The sequence below is a fragment of the Thioalkalivibrio sp. ALE10 genome (genome assembly GCF_000381385.1).
Taxonomy (GTDB): Bacteria; Pseudomonadota; Gammaproteobacteria; order Ectothiorhodospirales; family Ectothiorhodospiraceae; genus Thioalkalivibrio.
The window spans coordinates 30,996-46,415 of sequence record NZ_KB906452.1 but is presented as its reverse complement, the minus strand read 5'-3'; the positions used below and the strand labels follow the sequence as shown (position 1 = coordinate 46,415).

Sequence of the window (15,420 nt, the reverse complement as noted above, 5' to 3'; positions counted from 1 at the left end):
TGCTCGAGGGGCGCTCCTACTCGAAGATCTGGTTGACGTGGTTCAGGCCGGTCTCGTCGGTGTCCCAGTCCAGGGTCAGCCGGTCGGGGTCGCCGGTGAGGCGGCGAAAGGCCGGGACCTCGCTCCGGTCCACGGTGGCGAGGCGGTGGCGGGTGCCACCGTAGGACTCGATGTTGGCGGCCTGCAGGATGTCGGTGTAGGAGACCGGCTCGTGGGCGCCCGGATCCTGGCGGATCTTTTCGTGATCGCCCACCGCGCGCACGATCTCCGGGTCGAAGTTCCAGCTCTTGAGCATCGCCCGGCCCATCGCCACGTGGGCCGCGTCGATCGCGGCCTGGATCGCGCGCGGATCCTCGTAGATCTCTTCCACCTTCTCGGCGCGACGCAGAATGGGCACGGCGCCGATGTCGTGGACCAGTCCGGCCAGCAGCGCGATGTCCGCGTCCAGATGGCGCTGCCGGCGGGCCAGCAGGTAGCTGAGGACCGCGACCTCCAGGCTGTGGGCCCAGAGCTGTTCCATGCGCTCGCGGATGGCCTCGTTGCCGGTCTGGAAGACTTCCTTCATCGAATGGGTCAGCACGACCTGGCGCACTCGTTCCATGCCCAGTCGGGTCACGGCCGAGTGGATGGTGGAGCAGCGATGCAGCCCGCGATAGGCGGGGCTGTTGGCCTGGCGTACCAGACGCGAGGCCAGGGCGGTGTCGCGCGAGATCAGGTTGACCAGGTCGGCGATCGTGCTGTTGTCGTCCTGCACGATGAACAGCGCCTGCACGGAGATGTCCGGCAGGGTGGGGATGTCCACCAGCTGCCGGTCGAGGTCGCTTCGCAGTTTCTCGAGGAAGTTTTCGACATCCGTGCGGGTAGCCAAAAGATGCACTCCGTGCGGCGTTTCTGTGGCGTGAAGTATGCCACAGCCACCGGCTTTCGGGGTTGCAGGTCCCATGGGCCGTCGCCCGGATGGTGGCCCGCAACCCCGTAGCACGCGCCTGCGCGGCGGGGTGCCGTAGCGCAGGTCAGGCGGCTTCGGCGAGGCCCTCCGCGCGGCCGGGGCGGCCCTGCTTGAGGGTCACCAGTTCCTCGGCGCTGGTGGGATGCAGCGGGATGGTCAGGTCGAGGTCGCGCTTGGTCGCACCCATGCGCACCGCCACCGCGAAGCCCTGCAGCATCTCGTCGACGTGGGGGCCGATCATGTGGATGCCGACCACCTTTTCGTCATCCCCGGCGCACACCAGCTTCATCACCACCGGCGGGACCTCGCCTTCCGCAAAGGCCCGGTCGAGGCCACCGAAGCGGGTCTCGTAGACCCGCACCGAATCGCCGTGGCGTTCCACCGCCTGCGGCTCGGTCAGTCCGACCATGCCGGCGGTGGGATGGGTGAAGGTCACCGTGGGGATCTGTTCGTAGTCCACCGGCACCGGGTTGTTTTCGGGGGCATACCAGTGCTCGGCCAGACGCCGGCCGGCAGCGATCGCCACCGGGGTCAGCGGGCCCTTGCCGATGATGTCCCCCAGGGCGTAGATCCCCTCGACATTGGTTGCCTGCCATTCGTCCACCGGGATGGTGCCGCCGGGACCGATTTCCACGCCGGCCTCTTCCAGCCCCATGTCCGCGGTCGCCGGCTTGCGGCCGACGGCCCACAGTACCTGCTGGTAGGGGCCGAGTTCTTCACCGCCTTCCAGCTGCACGGTGACCGCGCCCGGTTCGCCGCCCAGCCCGGCCACCTTCACCCCGAGGTGACGGCCGATGCCCTGGTGCTCCATGTGCTGGTCCAGGGCGTCGCTGATGGCGGGATCGAACATCTCCAGCACGCGATCTTCCATCGCGACTACGTCGGTCTGCACGCCCATGGAGCGCAGCATCCCGGCCATCTCCAGGCCGATGTAGCCAGCCCCGATCACGGCGATGGACTGCGGCAGTTCGGTCCACTGGAAGAAGTCGTCCGAGGTCGCGCCCAGTTCGGCCCCTTCCAGCGGCGGCACCACCGGCGCCCCGCCCATGGCCAGCACAATGCGATCGGCGCGGTATTCGGTGCCGCTTTCGCTGATCACGCTGTCGCTTCCGTTCAGCCGGGCGCGCTCGGCGATGTGGGTCACGCCCAGCTTTTCCAGGTGCCCGGACCAGAACTCGTTCAGGTTGCCGAGCAGCTTTTGCCGTTGCTCGGCCAGCTCGCCGTAGCGAATGCCGCGGATGTCCACGTCCACGGCGAATTCGCCGGCCTGGCGGGCCTGGCTCATGTGTTCCGCGGCGTACCAGGTGAGCTTTTTGGGCACGCAGCCCTCGTTCACGCAGGTCCCGCCCAGCGGCTTCGGGTCGAACACGGCGACGCGGGCGCCATGGGGCGCGGTGCGTTCGGCCACCGCCAGGCCGCCGCTGCCGCCGCCGATCACGATGATGTCGTAGTGTTCCATGCTCTGTTCCCTGTTCATTGTCGGTCTGAATCGAAGTCTGCCACGGCGAGCGCTCAAGGAGCGGTCGCCGGGGTCCGCCATCCGTGTCCGCAGGTCCGAGGGGGGCGGCCTGCGGACACGGATGGCCACCCGTGGTGGCCGGGGCGGGCCGGTCCCGCCCCGGATCCGGGATCACGCCGCCTGGCGCTCGCGGTGGATCCACTGCTCCAGTTCTTCGGAGCCGCCGATGCGGTGGCCGCCGACGAACACCTGGGGCACGGTCATCGCGCCGGTGGCGGCGCGCAGGCTGCGCAGGCTGGCGTCACGGCCGAGCACGATCTCCTCGAAGTCCAGGTCCGCGTCCTCCAGCATCTGCTTCGCGCTGGCGCAGTACGGGCAGCCCGGTTTGGTGAATACCACCACGTCCTCGGGGCAGGCCGCATCCGGCGCCACGTACGACAGCATGGTGTCGGCGTCGGAGACCACGAAGGGGTCGCCCGGCTCGTCCGGCTCGATGAACTGCTTCTCGATCACGCCGTCGCGCACCAGCATGGAATAGCGCCAGGAACGCTCGCCGAAGCCGAGGTCGCTCTTGTCGACCAGCATGCCCATCTTCTCGGTGAACTCGCCGTTGCCGTCCGCCAGGAAGGTGATGCGGTCGGCCTCCTGGTCGGCCTGCCAGGCCTCCATCACGAAGCCGTCATTGACCGAGATGCACACGACCTCGTCGATGCCGTGCTTCTTCAGAACCGGCGCCAGCTCGTTGTAGCGCGGCACGTGGGCCGAGGAGCAGGTCGGGGTGAAGGCGCCCGGCAGGGCGAACACCACCACGTTGCGGCCGCTGAAGATGTCCGCGCTGCGGACGTCGTTCCAGTCGTTGTCCTTGCGGCAGCGGAAGGTGACTTCCGGGACGCGCTGACCTTCGCGATTTTCCAGTTCCATGTTCTCTCTCTCCTGTTGCAGATTGCGGTTTCGGAAACGGGTGAAAAGTCATGTGCCGGCCCGTGGCCGACGACAGGTGCAAGATTAAGGGACGCTCTTCGATAAATCTAATCTTTTATAATTAAAATGATATTAGCCCAAGGCTATGATCGAGGTCGCCGGGGGAAGGGCCTCGCCATGGACCTTCATGCCGGACGCGCCAGGATCACGCGGTTGCGGCCGTCGTGCTTGGCGCGGTAGAGGGCCTGGTCCGCAACGGAGATCAGCTGGCCGGGGGCACCGGCATCGCGGGGGAACAGCGCCGCCCCGATGCTGACGGTGACGCGTGAGCGGTTCAGCGGTTCGGGCCAGCGGGCCCCGGCCACGGCGGCTCGCAGGGTCTCGGCGAAGTCCTCGGCCCGGACCGGGTCCGCACCCGGCAGGGCGATCATGAATTCCTCGCCACCCCAGCGCATGGCGATGGCGTGTTCCGGCAGCGATTCGCGGATGCGCTCGCCGAAACGTTCCAGTACCGTGTCTCCAGCCTGATGGCCGTGACGATCGTTGATGGTCTTGAATTCGTCGAGATCCAGCGCCAGCAGCGCCAGGGGCCGATCCTCGTGCTCGCAGGCGGTGAAGGCCTTCTCGAACAGTTCCTGTCCCCGCCGGCGGTTGTAAAGGCTGGTGAGCGAGCAGTAATCCGCCCTTTGCTGAAGGGACAGTTCGAGGGTCTTGGCGTCGGTCACGTCGTGGATCATGCCGCAGACCCGCAGTGGCTTTCCGTGGTCGTCCCGCAGCACGATGCGTCCGCGGTCGGAGACCCACAGATAGTGCCCGTTGCGGTTGCGCAGCCGGTATTCGGCGTGAAAGGCGGGCCGGCGGCCGGCCAGATGATCCTCCAGTTTGGTCAGGACCAGCGGCCGGTCCTCGGGGTGCACGTTGTCCTTCCAGGTGTCGATGACCTCTTCCATCTCGTCGGGACCGTACCCCAGCAGGGACTTCAGGTTCGGGCTGAACACCAGACGTTCCTGCTGCGGATACCAGTCCCAGACCCCCTCGGCGATGTCGTACAGGACCTGCCAGTGTTCGCGGCCGGCGTCCTCGTCCGGCGACGACCCGCGTTCGGGGATCTCGCGGGCGACCGACACGAAATACTCGCGCCCGTCGACATGCTGCACCGACGTCAGGATCTCCACCGGGATGGCCGAACCGTCCGCGTGGCGGTGCTCGCCGAGGAAGCGATAGGGCGCCTGGTTGCGGATGACCTCGGCGATCTCGCTCCAGGCCGGCATGCCCTGTACGCCGGTCTGGAGCGACATCACCGATTCGTGCAGGAGCTGGTCACGGCTGAGCCCGAGGCTGGCATGCGCCTTTTCGTTGCCGTCGATGATCCGCGAGGTCTCCGGATCGATGATGTAGACGGCGTCCGGGAGGCCGTGAAAGAACGACGCGGCTGAAGCGGCCATGGGGATCCCGGCTGAAGCGACTGGGGCCGGCATTTTACCCCGGCCGACGCGGGGTTGCGAGCGCGGGCGCCGAATCGAGGTTGACGTGCGTGGCCGAAACCCTGATGCTTTCGGGTTCGGTCGGGCGGCGGTGATCCGTGCGGCCAACAGCGTTATGGTGGTCCGTATCAGTCCCCTCGCGACGACAGGTTGTGAACCCCGCCAGGCCCGGAAGGGAGCAACGGTAGCAACTGCGTCGGGCGCCGGGGTGTGGCGGGTGCGGGCCACCTCCCTTCCAGTTTCGCTTTCCGGTGGGGCCGAGTGCCCGGAGGCCACGGCGACCGCTCCGTCCATGGGAGAGGCATGAGTCACCAGGTTCTGGCCCGCAAGTGGCGGCCCTCACGTTTCGAGGATCTCGTCGGTCAGCCGCACGTGGTGCGCGCGCTCTCCAATGCGCTGTCCGGCGAGCGGCTGCATCATGCCTATCTGTTCGCCGGCACCCGCGGCGTGGGCAAGACCACCGTGGCGCGCATTCTGGCGCGCTGTCTCAACTGCGAGACGGGGGTGACCGCCGAACCCTGCGGCCAGTGCCGTTCCTGCGTGGAGATCGCCGAGGGGCGGCACCTTGACCTGATCGAGGTCGACGCCGCCTCGCGCACCCGGGTGGACGACACCCGCGAGCTGCTGGACAACGTGTCCTACGCCCCCACCACCGGCCGCTTCAAGGTGTACCTCATCGACGAGGTGCACATGCTGTCGGAGAAGAGCTTCAACGCGCTGCTCAAGACCCTGGAAGAACCGCCGGAACACGTGAAGTTCCTGCTGGCGACCACCGACCCGCAGAAGCTGCCGGTGACGGTGCTGTCGCGCTGTCTCCAGTTCAACCTCAAGCCGATGCCGGCGCCGCTGATCGCCGATTATCTGACCGGGGTGCTCGAGACCGAGGGCGTGGGTGCCGAACCCGGTGCGCTGCTGCGTCTGGCCGAGGCGGCCGAGGGCTCGATGCGCGATGCGCTCAGTCTCACCGACCAGGCCATCGCCTACGCCGGCGATCAGCTGAGCGAGGGGGCGACCTGCGACATGCTGGGGCTGCTGCCACGCACCCGGCTGACCGGGCTGCTGGATGCAGTGTTCGCCGGGGACGGTGCGGCGCTGGTCCACGGTCTCGCCGAGCTGGATGCCCTGGGGCCGGACTGGTCGCGGCTTCTGGATGAACTGGCCTCATTGCTGCACCGGGTGGCGGTGCTGCAGGTGGCGGGCGAGGTGGCCGATGGCGGCGAAGCGGGCCTGGACTGGGCGCGCGAGGCCGCCGGCCGCGAAGACCCCGAGGCGATCCAGCTCGCCTATCAGATCCTGATCCATGGCGTACGCGACCTGCCGTATGCACCGGAACCGCGCATGGGGGTCGAAATGACCCTGCTGCGGCTGCTGGCCTTCCGTCCGGAGGGCTCGCCGGAGCCCGCGTCCGGTACCACAACCGGCGGGAGCGGCGCGGCTGGCCGGCCCGGGAACCCCGCGAACCGGGGCCCGGCGGTGCAGGCCGAGCCCGCGTCCCGTGCCGCGGCCGAGGCCCCGGAGCCGGCGCGGGCAAGCCCGCCTTCCACGCGCGGGCCGGATGCCGGGGAGGCCGGCGCGGTACGCGAGCCGCATGCGGCCCCGGCCTCCGCGCCCCCGGAGAAGACCGCCGGACCCGATGCGGCGGACGATCCCCGTCCGGCCCCGGACCCGGTGCCCGCCGCTCCGGTGGCCGAGGGCGAATTCGACTGGCATGCATTTGCCGCAGGTCTTCCCGCGGGTACCGCGCGGGAAATCGCGCTGCAGGCCGAATTTCGTTCGCTGGATGCGGAGCGGCTGACGCTCGCGCTGCCGACCGACTACCGCATGCTGTGCACGGAACGGGCCCGGGAACGCTTGTCCAGGTCCCTGGAGGCGCATCTCGGCCGCGGCGTGCGTCTGGAGATCGTGGATCAGGAAGGAGCCGGTGGTGACACGCCGGCCGCGCGTCTTGCGGCGGATGCCGAGGCGCGTCAGGCTGAGGCTGAATCCGCCATGCGGCAGGACCCGGTGGTGCAGGCGCTGCACGAACGCTTCGGGGCCGAACTCGGCCCGGTGCGCCTGCGCGACGACGACCCGACACTTAATCAGGACCCCGGAACAGCGGGACAGGAGAACCGAAAATGATGAAAGGCGGCATGGGCAACATGATGAAGCAGGCCCAGAAAATGCAGGAAGAAATGCAGCGCGTGCAGGCCGAGCTGGCCGAGATGGAGGTCGAGGGCCAGGCCGGCGGCGGGCTGGTCAGCGTGACCCTGACCGGCAAGCACGAAGCACGCAAGGTGCGGATCGACCCCAGCCTGTTCCAGGACGATCCCGATATGATCGAGGATCTGGTGGCGGCGGCCATCAACGATGCCGTGCACAAGGTGGATACCACCAGTCAGGAACGCATGAGTGAACTGACCAGCGGCATGGGCCTGCCGGCGGGCATGAAACTGCCGTTCTGAGCCGGACCGCGGTGGATACCGAACTCGACGACCTGGTCCAGGCACTGCGCTGCCTGCCGGGAGTGGGTGGCAAGTCGGCCCGGCGCATGGCGCTGCACCTGCTGGAACGCGACCGCGAGGGCGCACGGCGCCTGGCACGGGCGGTGGACGCCGCGGTGGAGAACATCGGCCACTGTTCGGTGTGCCGGACGCTGACTTCGGCGGAGACCTGCGATCGCTGTCTGGATCCCGATCGCGACGACCACGTCCTGTGCGTGGTCGAGAGCCCCGGCGACGTGATGGCCATCGAGGCGGCGACCGACTTCAACGGTCGCTTCCACGTGCTTCTGGGGCGGCTGTCGCCGCTGGACGGCATCGGCCCCGAAGAACTGGGGCTGGACCGGCTCGAGGAACGCCTGCGCCAGCAGGGCACCGAGGAGCTGATACTCGCCACGAACACCTCCGTGGAGGGCGAGGTCACCGCCCACTACCTGGCCGAGATGGCCGGGCGCCTGGGAATCCGCGCCACGCGCATCGCGCAGGGGATCCCCAGTGGCGGGGAGCTGGAATACACCGATGCGGGGACCCTGGCGCACGCCTTGTCGGGGCGCCGCGATTACTGATATAAATCGCGCTGGCCGGGCGCGGTGGAGGCACCATGGAAGACTGCATCTTTTGCAAGATCGTGGCCGGGGAGATCCCCGCGACCATCGTCCGCGAGACCGATGACGTGATCGCCTTCGAGGACCTGCATCCCCAGGCGCCGCTGCATGTCCTGGTGATTCCGCGGCGGCACATCGCGACCCTGAACGACCTCACCGCCGAGGACGCGGAAACCGTCGGCAACATGGCCCGGGTGGCGGCCGGCATCGCCGCCGAACGGGGCTATGCCGAGGACGGCTATCGTACCGTGATGAACTGCAACCAGCAGGGCGGTCAGACGGTCTACCATATACATATGCACCTGCTCGGTGGTCGGCCTCTCGGCTGGCCCCCGGGCTAGCGAACACGACGGGCCGGGGAGGCCGGCGCCGTGACAAACGGAAGAACGGGCGTGAAGCGACGCGGAAATCATGACGGCACAACGGCCATGGCCGGGGCGGGGAATTCGCCGGGCCGTGCGCGCGTTGTTGCCCGGCTGGCGGTGCCGCTGATGCTGGTCGCGACGTGCGCGACGCCGATGGTTGCGGCGGCCGAAGTGGTCGAAGACGACACCACTCGCTTCTCCGTGACCCGGACCCTGAATCTCGACGGCGGCGATCCGGTTGCGGGGGTGGGCGACCTGTCCTCCTTCTCCGGTGCGGCGGGTGCGGGCGGAGAGACCCGTCCCGATCCGCGTTATCGCCTGATGCTGGATGCCGACGCGGTGTCGCGTCCGGCGGACGACATCACCGGTGTGGGCGATCGTTTCGAGGCGACCGGCGCTTTCCGCCAGCGCCTGGGGTCCAGTGGCCTGGGGTACGGGATCGATCTGGGCTTCGGTATGGAGTCGCGCTCTGCGCCGGGACACCTGCGCGAGGATGCGGGTACCACTTCCTATTTTACCGACTTCAGCTTCGGCCCTACCTTCGAGTCGGGCGGTTTCGACAGCCAGCTGCGGGTTGGCGTGCGCCAGCCGCTGGCGGGCGATTCGCGCGAAACGGTCGCTGCGGGAGGTGGCCTGCAACCGCGCGATCACACGCGTGGCGCCAGCTATCTGAGCCTCGACGGCAGCCTCCGCCTGCGCAACGACAGCGAGCTGTCGATGAGCCTGTTCTACGACGACTATTCGCTGGAATCCTCCGAAGGCTGGATGGAAGACCGGCTGGAATTCGACGGCATGCGTCCCGAATCCGGCGGTTCCTCGTCGGTGTTCGGCGTGGAGATGGGCCTGACCTTCTGATTCGTTCTGAATCGTGACGCGGGGCCGCTGCCGGGCTCAGTCCCGGCGCCGGGTCTCCGCCCGCAGTTCCTGCCAGGCCTCCAGCCGTTCCCGCGGCAGCTCACCGGCGGCGACCGCCGCTCCCACCGCACACCCCGGTTCGGCCGCGTGCCGGCAGTCGCGAAAGCGGCATTCCCGGGCCCGTTCGGCGATGTCCGGGAAACCGCGCTCGAGCGCGTCAGCGTCGTCCAGCTCCGGCGTGAAGTCGCGCACCCCGGGCGAATCGATCCACGCGCCATCGCCCGCCAGCGGATACCAGCGCGCCGTGGTGGTGGTGTGGCGCCCTTCGCCGGTCTGCCCCAGGGTCGCGGTTTGCAGGGCCTGTTCCGGCGCGTTGCCGGCGTGGCGCAGCAGCGCATCGATCAGCGAGGACTTGCCGGTGCCGGACTGGCCGACGAGGATGTTGCTGCCCCCCTCGGCGGCCGCCGCCAGGGCGTCCAGCCCGGTGCCTTCGTGCACGCTGACCGGCAGGGCGTGCAGGCCCAGATGGCCGTACTGCCGGTCCAGGCGCTGCGCGCCGTCGGGATCCAGTTCGCATTTGTTGAACAGCAGCCGGGGTTCGGCCGGCAGGTTGTGGATCGCCACCAGGAAGCGGTCGATCAGGAAACGCGCCGGTGCCGGCTCGGCCGCCACCACGATCCAGACCCGGTCCACTTCGGCGGCGATGGTCTTGCGGCGGCCGTAACCGTCGCGCCGCACCAGTGCATTGCGGCGCGGTTCGCGGCGCCGGATGCGGTGGCCGTCGGTTTCCACGCGGTCCCCGCAGACCAGATCCCCCGTGCGGCGCTGCAGCTGCACGCGATGCAGATGGCCGTCCTCGTCGAGGAGGTCGGCCCTCTGGTTGAGGCGGGCGGCAACCCGCGCGCGGACGGGCAGGGGATCCGCGGTCGTGTGGACCGCGGATCCCGGGTTCCGGGCGGACCGGCTCATGCAGGCTGCATCGACGGGTCAGTCGAACAGCGCATCCACGCGCGCGGCGCAGATGAAATCGTTTTCGGTCAGTCCGCCCACCGCGTGGGTGGAGAACTGGACCCGGCAACGGTTGAAGCCGACTTCCATGTCGGGATGGTGATCCTCGACATGGGCGATCCAGGCCACCGCGTTCACGAAGGCCATGGTCTCGTGGAAGTTGCGGAAGCGGAACTCGCGCCGGATGTCCTTCGTGTCGCCGCCCAGTTCCCAGGATTCGTGCAGCTGGCCCAGGGCCCGGGTCGCCTCCTCGGCCGGCATCGGGTCGGTAAAGCCTTCGCAGGCCTGGCAGTGACGCGTCTTCAGATCGCTCATGGGGGTTCAGTCGAATCCGTAGTATTCGTCGTTGAGGTAGGCCACGATGGCTTCGATCTCGTCATCGAAGAAGGCGGTGCCGATGTTGGCGTCGCAGCGCCGGACCATCGATACGAGTTCATCATGATCGCCGACCATGCGGTCGTCACGGGTGTACATCCCGGAGCCGTCGCCGCCGTGCATGTCGGCGTGGCAGCTGACGCAGTTGTTCTCGTGCAGATCCTGGCCCATCCGGATTTCGTCGTTCGCCTGCGCGGTGGCGGTCATGCCGCCGGCCAGCGCCAGGGCGGCCAGAGAGGTGGTGAGGTGTCGCATGGGGCCCTCCTTTTTCGTGGATGCCGGTCTTGTTCGTTGCTCGATGCGACGGGCCCCCGGGGCCCGTCCCCATGATGATAGACTGCATCGCGCCATCATAGGGCACGACCGGGTGCCGCAGAGGAGAGACAATGACGGCGAGTGCGGAAAATCTGATCTGGATCGACCTGGAAATGACCGGCCTGGAGCCGGAAACCGACCGGATCATCGAAGTGGCGACCATCGTAACCGACAAGCACCTCGAGATCCTGGCCGAGGGCCCGGTGGTCGCGGTGTTCCAGTCGCCGGCGGTGCTGGACGGGCTGGACGCCTGGAACCAGCGCACGCACGGCGAATCCGGCCTGCTGGATCGCGTGCGCCACAGCGACCACGACGAGGCCGCCGCGGAGCGCGAGACGCTGGCGTTTCTGGAGAAGTGGGTGCCGAAGGGGCAGTCGCCGATGTGCGGCAATTCCATCTGTCAGGATCGCCGTTTCCTGGCGCGCAACATGCCGGAGCTGGAGGCCTGGTTCCACTACCGCAATCTCGACGTGTCCACGCTCAAGGAACTGGCGCGGCGCTGGGCGCCGGACGTGCTCCAGGGGCTGTCGAAGAACGCCTCGCATCAGGCCCTGCAGGACATCCGCGACTCGATCGACGAATTGCGGCACTATCGCGAAAAGTTCATTCAGCTCCCGCCGGCGGCGCGCCCCGCCAGCTGACCGGCGGGCGAGGGCGGCACCAGCACGGTGGGGGTGCCGTCCAGTTCCGGATCGCGTTCGGGGTAATCCAGCAGGTAATGCAGGCCGCGGCTCTCGCGTCGGGCCAGCGCGCTCTGCACGATGATCTCCGCCACCATGCCCAGGTTGCGCAGCTCGATCAGGTCGGGCGAGATCCGGTAGTGGCTGTAATATTCGTGGATTTCTTCCTGCAGGATGCGGATGCGCCGCTGCGCGCGCTGCAACCGGCTGCGGGTGCGCACGATCCCGACGTAGTCCCACATCAGCCGGCGCAGTTCGTCCCAGTCGTGCGCCACCACCACTTCCTCTTCCGACTCGGTCACCCGGGATTCGTCCCAGGCCGCCGGGACCGGCAGGGCCTCGGGGGCGGGCAGATCGGTCTGCGACAGGATGTGCTCGGCTGCGGCGCGGGCGTAGACCAGGCATTCCAGCAGCGAGTTGCTGGCCATGCGGTTGGCCCCGTGCAGCCCGGTGCAGGAGACCTCGCCGGCGGCGTAAAGCCCCGGCAGGTCGGTCTGCCCGAACGGGTTCACCACCACCCCGCCGCAGGTGTAGTGCGCGGCCGGCACCACCGGCAACGGCTCGCGCGTCATGTCGAAGCCGTATTCCAGGCAGCGTTCGTGAATGGTGGGGAAGTGTTCGCGGATGAAATCCGCCGGCTTGTGGCTGATGTCGAGATACACATGGTCGATCCCGAGACGCTTCATCTCGTGGTCCACCGCGCGCGCCACGATGTCGCGCGGGGCCAGCTCGCCACGCTCGTCGAAGCGCGGCATGAAGCGTTCGCCGTCGGGCAGCTTGAGCAGTCCGCCTTCGCCGCGCACCGCCTCGGAGATCAGGAACGACTTGGCCTGCGGGTGGTACAGGCAGGTCGGATGGAACTGCATGAATTCCATGTTCGCGACCCGGCACCCCGCCCGCCAGGCCATCGCAATCCCGTCGCCGGTGGCGCCGTCGGGATTGGAGCTGTACAGATAGACCCGGCTGGCGCCTCCGGTGGCCATGATCACCGTGGGGGCCATGATCGTCTGTACCTCGCGGGTCGCGGTGTCCTGGACATAGGCCCCGACCACGCGGCGCACGCCGTCCACCCGCGAGGTGATCAGATCCACCGCCACATGGCGTTCGAGTACGTCGATGCTGGCGGTGTCGCCGGTGCTGCGCACCAGCGCGTCCTCGATCGCGCGGCCGGTGGCATCGGCGGCATGTGCCACGCGGCGGGCGCTGTGCCCGCCCTCGCGCGTCAGATGCAGCCGGCTGCGGCCCTCGAAGGATTCGCGCGTGAACGGCACCCCGAGGTTGAGCAGCCACTGGATCGCCTCGGGCCCGGCCGCGACGGTGCGGCGCACCGCGTCCGCATCGCACAGCCCGGCACCGGCGTCGATGGTGTCGTCGATGTGGGCGTCGAAGGAATCCTGGCGGTCGAGCACTGCCGAGATGCCGCCCTGGGCATAGCGGGTCGAGCCCTCGTCCACCGGGCCCTTGCTGAGGACCACGACTCGGCGATGCGGGGCGAGATGCAGGGCCGCGCTCAGTCCGGCCGCACCGCTGCCGATTACCAGCACGTCGGCTTTGCGGGCTTGTTGTGCTGTATCCATGCGTCAGGTAACGTTTTGCGCTTGTTGCGCAATGGCCGGGAAGCCGGGAGCAATCCCCGGCGAGCGGGTTTCGAACTTCATGCAGGTCAGGCGGTCCATGAACCCTAGAATACTGGAGACGAGTCGCCGAACGGGAGTCCCCGGATGAGCGAGAAGGCTTCCGACGAGGCCCTGGTTCGGCGTGTCCAGAATGGCGAGAAAGAGGCCTTCGACATCCTGGTCCTGAAGTATCAGCACAAGATCGTGAATCTTGTCGGCCGCTATGTGCACGACCACGCCACGGCCCTGGACATCGCCCAGGAAGCCTTTATCAAGGCCTATCGCGGACTCGCGAACTTTCGCGGCGAAAGTGCGTTCTACACCTGGCTGTACCGGATCGCCATCAACACCGCCAAGAATCATCTCGTCTCCCAGGGGCGGCGCCGGCCCGAATCCGAGGTCGATGCGCAGGATGCCGAACAAATGGGGGGCGATTCCGCTCTCAAGGACAATGCAACCCCCGAGGGGGAAGCGCTGTCGCAGGAGATAGAGGCGGCCGTCCAGCGCACGATCGACGAGCTGCCGGACGATCTGCGGACCGCGATCACTCTGCGCGAGATCGAAGGTCTGAGCTACGAGGAAATCGCGCAGACCATGGGATGTCCGATCGGCACGGTCCGGTCGCGCATCTTCCGGGCGCGCGAGGCCATCGACGAGACCTTGCGACCATTGTTGAACGACTGAATGAGCATGATCGTATGAGTGAACAAGTCAGCAAGACGGAGCGTCTTTCGGCCCTGGTGGACGACGAGACCGAGGCGTTCGAGACGCGTCGCCTGGTGGACGAACTGCTGCAGTCGGAAGAAGATCGCAAGCAATGGGAACGCTATCACCTGATCGGAGACTCGCTGCGCGGCGGGATGCGCATGACCGCGCCACCGGATCTGCTTGAGGGTGTGCGCGAACAACTGGCCGAAGAAGAGCCGCTGCATGTCGAACCGGAGCACTCCGGGGTCGATCGGGCCACCCGTTCGCGCTGGTTCCGGCCGGTGGCCGGTACCGGAGTAGCGGCGGCCGTGGCGGTGGTGACCCTGGTAGGCATGCAGATGATGGGCACCGGTCAGCCCGGTGGCGACGCGACGCCCGGCATGGCCGCGGGCGAGCCCGCACCGGCCGAAGTGCAGACGGCGCGCACGCCCGCGGGCACCGAGGAGGCGGCCAGCGGCGCCGGCATGCCCGACGCGGACGAGCCGGGCGAGGAGCTGGACCCGCGCTTCGTGCGTTATTTCGAGAACCACGCCGACCTGACCGGTCCCGGCTCCGCTGCTTTCGGGCGGGTACGTTATTCGGTTGGCGAAGAGTAAACCATGATGCGCGGAGGTCTGCCCTGGGTGCTGGCGGCTTCCGTCGCCCTGCTCCCGCTGCCGGTGATCGCCAGTGATCCCGGCCCCGCCGAGTGGCTGGAACGCATGTCCGCGAGCGTGCACTCGGAAAGTTACCGCGGGACATTCGTCCTGCAGCGCAAGGATCGCCTCGATACGGTGCGCGTGATCCACGCCATCGAGGACGGAGGTTATCGCGAACGGCTGCATACCCTCAGCGGCCGCGAGCGCGAGGTCGTGCGCTCGGTGGATCGCCTCAGTGCCCAGTCCGGGACCGGGGCCGCCTCCGGCGGGCAGGCCGCCGAAGCCGGATCGGCCCCGCGCTGGCCGGTGAGTTCCCCGGTTCACCTGCTGGCGGAACACGACGGCTATTCCCTCAAGGATCAGGGTCGCAGCCGCGTGGCCGGACATGCCTGCCGCATGCTGCTGGCCCGCGCCAGTGACCTGCTGCGCTACAGCCACCGCTACTGCCTGCACGAAGACACCGGCCTGCCGCTGCTCAGCGAGCTCTATTCCGGGAGCGGCCAGCTGCTCGAACGGCTGGCGTTTACCGATCTCGAACTGCTGGACCGCGTGCCGGACGCCGCCCTCGAGCCGGTCAGTGAAGACGCCGACCGCATCGAGGTGCGCGCCGAGCGCGGACACCTGCGCCCGGACCCCGACGGCCGGGACTGGGGCTTCAGTGAACTGCCGTCGGGTTTCCGCCTGGTGGTGGCGCGCGAACGCAGCAGCGATGATCCGGAACAGCCCGGCCGCTATTTCGTGGTCAGCGATGGCCTGGCTTCGGTCTCGGTGTACGTCGAGCCGGTGGAAGGCGAGCGCCGGTTCGAGGGCGCGACCCGCGCCGGTGCCACGCACGCGGTGGCCCGGGTCGAGGGCGATTATCAGATCACCGCCGTCGGCGACGTGCCCCGCGAGACCGTGGAGCGCCTCGCCGCGGCCATGCATCCGCCGCAGCCCGACGGGGACCGGCGTGAGTGACTGGC

The 15,420-nt window shown here is 68.2% G+C and carries 17 protein-coding genes and 1 other RNA gene; 10 read left to right on the top strand and 8 right to left on the bottom strand.

Annotated elements, in window-relative coordinates; genetic code table 11:
• Positions 1 to 16: 16 nt before the first annotated feature.
• The 4 genes from F788_RS0106660 to F788_RS0106645 all read right to left on the bottom strand — a co-directional run bounded on the left by F788_RS0106660 (position 17) and on the right by F788_RS0106645 (position 4,774).
• A complete protein-coding gene (locus F788_RS0106660; RefSeq protein WP_019589677.1) occupies positions 17 to 868 on the bottom strand; it encodes an HDOD domain-containing protein in 852 nt (283 codons plus the stop codon).
• Positions 869 to 1,013: 145 nt separating this feature from the next.
• A complete protein-coding gene (gorA, locus tag F788_RS0106655) occupies positions 1,014 to 2,408 on the bottom strand; it encodes a glutathione-disulfide reductase (protein WP_019589676.1) in 1,395 nt (464 codons plus the stop codon).
• Between the two features lie 171 nt (positions 2,409 to 2,579).
• Positions 2,580 to 3,329: a glutathione peroxidase gene (locus tag F788_RS0106650; RefSeq protein ID WP_019589675.1), complete on the bottom strand. Its 750-nt coding sequence runs from the start codon at positions 3,327 to 3,329 to the stop codon at positions 2,580 to 2,582.
• Positions 3,330 to 3,514: 185 nt separating this feature from the next.
• On the bottom strand, positions 3,515 to 4,774 hold the full coding sequence (locus F788_RS0106645; RefSeq protein ID WP_019589674.1) for a diguanylate cyclase: 1,260 nt from the start codon (positions 4,772 to 4,774) through the stop codon (positions 3,515 to 3,517).
• Between the two features lie 165 nt (positions 4,775 to 4,939).
• Here F788_RS0106645 and ffs point away from each other — a divergent pair.
• The 6 genes from ffs to F788_RS0106620 all read left to right on the top strand — a co-directional run bounded on the left by ffs (position 4,940) and on the right by F788_RS0106620 (position 9,118).
• Positions 4,940 to 5,036, top strand: an RNA gene (gene ffs, locus F788_RS13680) — signal recognition particle sRNA small type.
• Positions 5,037 to 5,116: 80 nt separating this feature from the next.
• Positions 5,117 to 6,934 (top strand): DNA polymerase III subunit gamma/tau, encoded by a 1,818-nt coding sequence (gene dnaX / locus F788_RS0106640; RefSeq protein ID WP_019589673.1) that lies wholly within the window; start codon positions 5,117 to 5,119, stop codon positions 6,932 to 6,934.
• Positions 6,931 to 7,257 carry a YbaB/EbfC family nucleoid-associated protein gene (locus F788_RS0106635; RefSeq protein ID WP_018870167.1) on the top strand — a complete coding sequence of 109 codons (327 nt, stop codon included), beginning with the start codon at positions 6,931 to 6,933 and terminating at the stop codon, positions 7,255 to 7,257. The genes dnaX and F788_RS0106635 overlap by 4 nt, the downstream gene beginning before the upstream one ends.
• Before the next feature lie 11 nt (positions 7,258 to 7,268).
• Positions 7,269 to 7,859 carry a recombination mediator RecR gene (gene recR / locus F788_RS0106630; RefSeq protein WP_019589672.1) on the top strand — a complete coding sequence of 197 codons (591 nt, stop codon included), beginning with the start codon at positions 7,269 to 7,271 and terminating at the stop codon, positions 7,857 to 7,859.
• 35 nt (positions 7,860 to 7,894) lie between these two features.
• On the top strand, positions 7,895 to 8,239 hold the full coding sequence (locus tag F788_RS0106625; protein ID WP_018870165.1) for a histidine triad nucleotide-binding protein: 345 nt from the start codon (positions 7,895 to 7,897) through the stop codon (positions 8,237 to 8,239).
• Positions 8,240 to 8,326: 87 nt separating this feature from the next.
• Positions 8,327 to 9,118 (top strand): hypothetical protein, encoded by a 792-nt coding sequence (locus F788_RS0106620; RefSeq protein WP_019021914.1) that lies wholly within the window; start codon positions 8,327 to 8,329, stop codon positions 9,116 to 9,118.
• A 36-nt stretch (positions 9,119 to 9,154) separates the two neighbouring features.
• Here F788_RS0106620 and rsgA read toward each other — a convergent pair whose 3' ends face one another.
• From rsgA to F788_RS0106605, 3 genes are read right to left on the bottom strand one after another with little or no spacing between them, the layout of a single operon-like run.
• The gene (rsgA, locus tag F788_RS0106615; protein ID WP_019589671.1) at positions 9,155 to 10,087 is read right to left on the bottom strand and encodes a ribosome small subunit-dependent GTPase A; all 933 of its coding nucleotides are present in this window, start codon (positions 10,085 to 10,087) and stop codon (positions 9,155 to 9,157) included.
• Positions 10,088 to 10,105: 18 nt separating this feature from the next.
• Positions 10,106 to 10,441, bottom strand: coding sequence for a 4a-hydroxytetrahydrobiopterin dehydratase (locus tag F788_RS0106610; RefSeq protein ID WP_018947019.1), 336 nt, complete (start codon positions 10,439 to 10,441; stop codon positions 10,106 to 10,108).
• Positions 10,442 to 10,447: 6 nt separating this feature from the next.
• The gene (locus tag F788_RS0106605; RefSeq protein ID WP_018870161.1) at positions 10,448 to 10,756 is read right to left on the bottom strand and encodes a cytochrome c; all 309 of its coding nucleotides are present in this window, start codon (positions 10,754 to 10,756) and stop codon (positions 10,448 to 10,450) included.
• Positions 10,757 to 10,887: 131 nt separating this feature from the next.
• On the opposite strand from F788_RS0106605, the gene orn reads away from it, so the two are divergent.
• Positions 10,888 to 11,457, top strand: a complete 570-nt coding sequence (orn, locus tag F788_RS0106600; protein ID WP_018870160.1) for an oligoribonuclease — start codon at positions 10,888 to 10,890, stop codon at positions 11,455 to 11,457.
• Here orn and nadB read toward each other — a convergent pair.
• Positions 11,424 to 13,073, bottom strand: a complete 1,650-nt coding sequence (gene nadB / locus F788_RS0106595; protein WP_026300831.1) for an L-aspartate oxidase — start codon at positions 13,071 to 13,073, stop codon at positions 11,424 to 11,426. The genes orn and nadB overlap by 34 nt on opposite strands.
• 144 nt (positions 13,074 to 13,217) lie before the next feature.
• On the opposite strand from nadB, the gene rpoE reads away from it, so the two are divergent.
• Genes rpoE through F788_RS0106580 form a run of 3 tightly spaced genes read left to right on the top strand, consistent with a single transcriptional unit; the run spans position 13,218 to position 15,415 of the window.
• Positions 13,218 to 13,796 carry an RNA polymerase sigma factor RpoE gene (gene rpoE / locus F788_RS0106590; protein WP_018870158.1) on the top strand — a complete coding sequence of 193 codons (579 nt, stop codon included), beginning with the start codon at positions 13,218 to 13,220 and terminating at the stop codon, positions 13,794 to 13,796.
• A gap of 14 nt (positions 13,797 to 13,810) precedes the next feature.
• A complete protein-coding gene (locus F788_RS0106585) occupies positions 13,811 to 14,416 on the top strand; it encodes a sigma-E factor negative regulatory protein (protein ID WP_019021918.1) in 606 nt (201 codons plus the stop codon).
• A gap of 3 nt (positions 14,417 to 14,419) precedes the next feature.
• Positions 14,420 to 15,415, top strand: a complete 996-nt coding sequence (locus F788_RS0106580; RefSeq protein WP_018870156.1) for a MucB/RseB C-terminal domain-containing protein — start codon at positions 14,420 to 14,422, stop codon at positions 15,413 to 15,415.
• Positions 15,416 to 15,420: the final 5 nt, after the last annotated feature.